Origin of the sequence: Anaerococcus porci, from assembly GCF_034090325.1 — a bacterium.
GTDB lineage: Bacteria > Bacillota > Clostridia > Tissierellales > Peptoniphilaceae > Anaerococcus > Anaerococcus porci.
Genome location: NZ_JAXDSU010000064.1, coordinates 1 through 3,647 on the forward strand (window position 1 = coordinate 1; position 3,647 = coordinate 3,647).

The following is a 3,647-nucleotide window of genomic DNA, read 5'->3' on the forward strand; positions in this document are numbered from 1 at the left end:
ATTATAAGCTTCAACTATATTCTTGGCTCTCAACTTATCATAGATATTAGCTATATGATTATAAAGAGTTCTCTCGCTTATGAATAACTTCTTTGCAATCTCCTTTTTACTTTCTCCTTTTATTAACTCTTTTAATACTTCAATCTCACGTTTTGTTAATGGGTCAATTATTATTTTGTTTAGTTTTTTATAATTTCCATCATAAACATTTTTAATCCTTGTTACTAATTCTTCAATTTCCACAGATTTATTTATAAAATCTTTAACTCCTAATTTAAAAGCTATTTCTTTATAATTATCCAAATCATAAGATGTTAAAACTATTATATTCTGTTTAGGATTCTCATTTAAAATATATTCTATTAAATCAAGCCCTGTTTTACCATCCTTTAGATTTATATCAATTAATAAAATATCATACTTTTCTTCTTTAATCATTTTTAAAAACTCTTCAATACTTGAAGTATATTCACATAAGGTGGTATCTTCTTGCTCTTCTAAAAGCATTTTAACAGACTCACCAAATATTTTATGATCGTCCAACAAAATAATTTTCACTATTATCCACCTCCAAGTAAACTCTTGTTGACAATATATCTTTATTTAATTCATATATTATATTTCCCGAATTTGAGCCTATTAAAAGATTAAGTAAAAGAACCCCTCTTCTAGATTCCTTAATATTATTAAAATCTTCTCTACTTACTCCATCACTATCAATTTCTATTAGGACACAATTTTCTTTTTTATAAAGCTTATAAGATAAATATTTTGCTTCTGAATGTTTATAAATATTATTTATTAATTCTTTTGATACTATAGAAATTAATCTAATTATTCTTTTATCTTCTATAAAATTTCTATTAATAAATCTTTGGATTTTAATATTTCTATTTGGATATAAGGAGGATACATTATCAAATATTGCAAGTATCGATGTTTCTAAGTTTGCCTTTTCAAATAAAGAAGATTGATAGAATTTCATTATTTTTCTTGCTTTCTCTTCAAGATTTGATAGGATATTTTTTGAATATTCTATATTAGGATTTTTTGAAGAAAGGTAATTTCTACTTGCAAATATATCTTGTATAATATCATCATGTATAATCCTTGCAAATTCATCTCTTTCACTTGTCATATAATCCGATAGGTAATAAAGTTTAAAGGTATTCTCGAAAGCTAACTCTTTTTCCTTTAAGAATAAGATAAAGAAAATTTCCATAATAAGAAAAATTATCTGAGTAAATATATTTATCATTACCTGTTCTATATCAAATAAGTAAATCACTGCAAAAATAAAAAATACAAGTCCGATAGTAAATATTTGAGTAGATTTTCTTGAGATTGGTAAGATATTTATATATTTTATATTCTCTAAAATTACATACCTTTTAATAAATACACTTGTTGAAGCAAGACTTATAAGAGCAAAGGCTACCTTATAAGGAAAGTCATTTATTAAAATTAAACTTAATGGTAATAGTGATGTGAAAATTACCAAAATAGAAAAAAATCTTGGTATTTTTTTATTTGAAATTTCTGTGTATATAAGTCCATACAAAGTAAAAAATAAAATAAGTGAAACTGCATTTAAAATTGGACCCCCCTCTACTAACATCTTGTTTTTAAAAAGAAGACCCCAAAATAAAATTATCATTAAATGGCTGATTACAATTTTGTCTAATTTCTTATACATATCTCAATAATAGCTAACTACAATCCTTTCTTTATTGGTATTTATACCCAAAAATACGATTATTGATGATAGGATAAAAATCTTAATTATTAAATATAAGGATATCATATTTGTAAAATAATATATCAAGATGGATATTATCATAAGTAAAATAGATAGCCCTATAAATCGAAGTTGAAGAGAATTTATTTTGTTCATATTAATAGTGCAAAGTATAGTTAATATAATTATGACTGTATATAATAAACTTGATAAGAATAGGTTTAGCATGATTAATAAAGAATTTTCAATTTTTAACAAATTCAATATTATGCTTGGGAATATTATAATAAATGTTGCCAAATATATACTAAACAGATATTTGCTTATTATTACTTTAATTGAAACTCCATTAGCAATTAGAAATTCAAGCTTTTTGCTAATCTTATCTGCAACTAAGGTATTTTTAGCGAGTTCTACTACAAACATTACAAAAAGTATTAAAATTCCATCAATTTTAACTATATCTATGACCTTATTTATTTCTTGACTTTCCCCATCACCAAAAAACAGAGTTATAAATGAGCACATCAGTGCCATAAGCAACATTAATAAGGCATTTTTATCGAGTAGCTTTCTTAGATCATTAATTACTAATTTCATGACCATGATCCTTCTTTATTAATTACAGATTCATTGTTCATCTTAGACAAGTCTTTCATAGAACAAATTGCAAATACTAAAGCTAATCCAATATTAATCACTAATATTATATAAATTAGATTTAAATAATATTTTTCTAATAATGAGAGAATCTTACCTGAAAATGTTCCTATCATGTAAATTAAAATAGTTGTTCCAAAAAACACTATATTTTTAAAAAACTTATAATTTTTCTTATATAATGATACTATATTTAAATATAATATTTCAAAAAATAACATTAATATAGTTGATAAATATATTGTAACAATCCATTTTGTATTCTTACCAAAATCAAATATGACATATGTCAAATAAAATAAAAAAAATGGGATAATTGATGAAATTCTCCAAATTTCAATAGAATATGCTTTTATTAAGGTTTTAACACTTACATCAGATGCTAGTACAAATTCTAATCTTTTAGTTAATTTATCTTTTATTGTCATATTAACAACCATAGAATTTGCATTAATCTGTGTTAGTCCAAATACCAGTACATAAAGCATAAGTACAACAAAAGACTCTCCCCTATTCCTAAAAAAACCTTTATAATTTAAAAAGATAAAAACTAAAACTATTATTGAGGACACTATATTATTTAATAAAATATCCTTATCTCTGAAAATAATATACCTACAGGCCTTATTTATTCCTGAATCCTTCATTTTAAACCTTCCTCTATGAATAATTCTTCTAAACTTTCTCCGTAAATTTCACTTATATTTTTTGTGAATAGTAATTCTCCTGATTTAATCATAGAGACCCTATCAGCAGCCTTTTCTATTTCAGCAAGGTCATGACTTGTAATAATAATGGATTTTCCCTCATCTTTTAATAGCCTAATAAGCTTTCTAATTTCCACTCTTGAAATTGGATCAACACCACTTGTTACCTCATCCAAAAATATAATATCTCTATTCATCATTACAATGATAAGTAATGATAGTTTTCTTTTCATTCCCTTAGAATATGTTGATACATTTCTATTTAAGTCATTTGTTATTTCCAATAAATCAGAATGTTTTTCATAATTTTTAGCTTCATATCCAAAATATAATCCGTATATCTTAATATTTTCAAGCCCAGTTTTATCTTCATACAAATAATCATTTTCAAGAAGCATAGCATGATTTCCCTTAACTTTAACTTCTCCATCATCTTTGTCATATAGTCCAGTTAGTATTCTTAAAAGAGAAGTTTTCCCAGAACCATTAGGACCTACTATTGCATGGACTGTATTTGCCTCAATTTCTATAGAAAAATCATT

General features: G+C 24.3%; 5 protein-coding genes. All 5 read right to left on the minus strand.

The genetic code is table 11. The features are described 5' to 3' along the window. Positions 1 to 558, minus strand: a 558-nt coding sequence (locus SOR60_RS06825) for a response regulator transcription factor (protein WP_320595545.1), incomplete at its 3' end; no start/stop codon positions are given. Continuing rightward, positions 530 to 1,696: a histidine kinase gene (locus tag SOR60_RS06830; RefSeq protein WP_320595546.1), complete on the minus strand. Its 1,167-nt coding sequence runs from the start codon at positions 1,694 to 1,696 to the stop codon at positions 530 to 532. The genes SOR60_RS06830 and SOR60_RS06825, both read right to left, overlap by 29 nt. A gap of 3 nt (positions 1,697 to 1,699) precedes the next feature. Next, on the minus strand, positions 1,700 to 2,338 hold the full coding sequence (locus SOR60_RS06835; RefSeq protein ID WP_320595547.1) for a hypothetical protein: 639 nt from the start codon (positions 2,336 to 2,338) through the stop codon (positions 1,700 to 1,702). Continuing rightward, positions 2,335 to 3,045 (minus strand): beta-carotene 15,15'-monooxygenase, encoded by a 711-nt coding sequence (locus SOR60_RS06840; protein ID WP_320595548.1) that lies wholly within the window; start codon positions 3,043 to 3,045, stop codon positions 2,335 to 2,337. Before SOR60_RS06840 ends, SOR60_RS06835 begins: the two co-directional genes overlap by 4 nt. Beyond that, positions 3,042 to 3,647 (minus strand): ABC transporter ATP-binding protein (locus SOR60_RS06845; protein WP_320595549.1); only part of this gene is annotated, 606 nt, incomplete at its 5' end. The genes SOR60_RS06845 and SOR60_RS06840, both read right to left, overlap by 4 nt.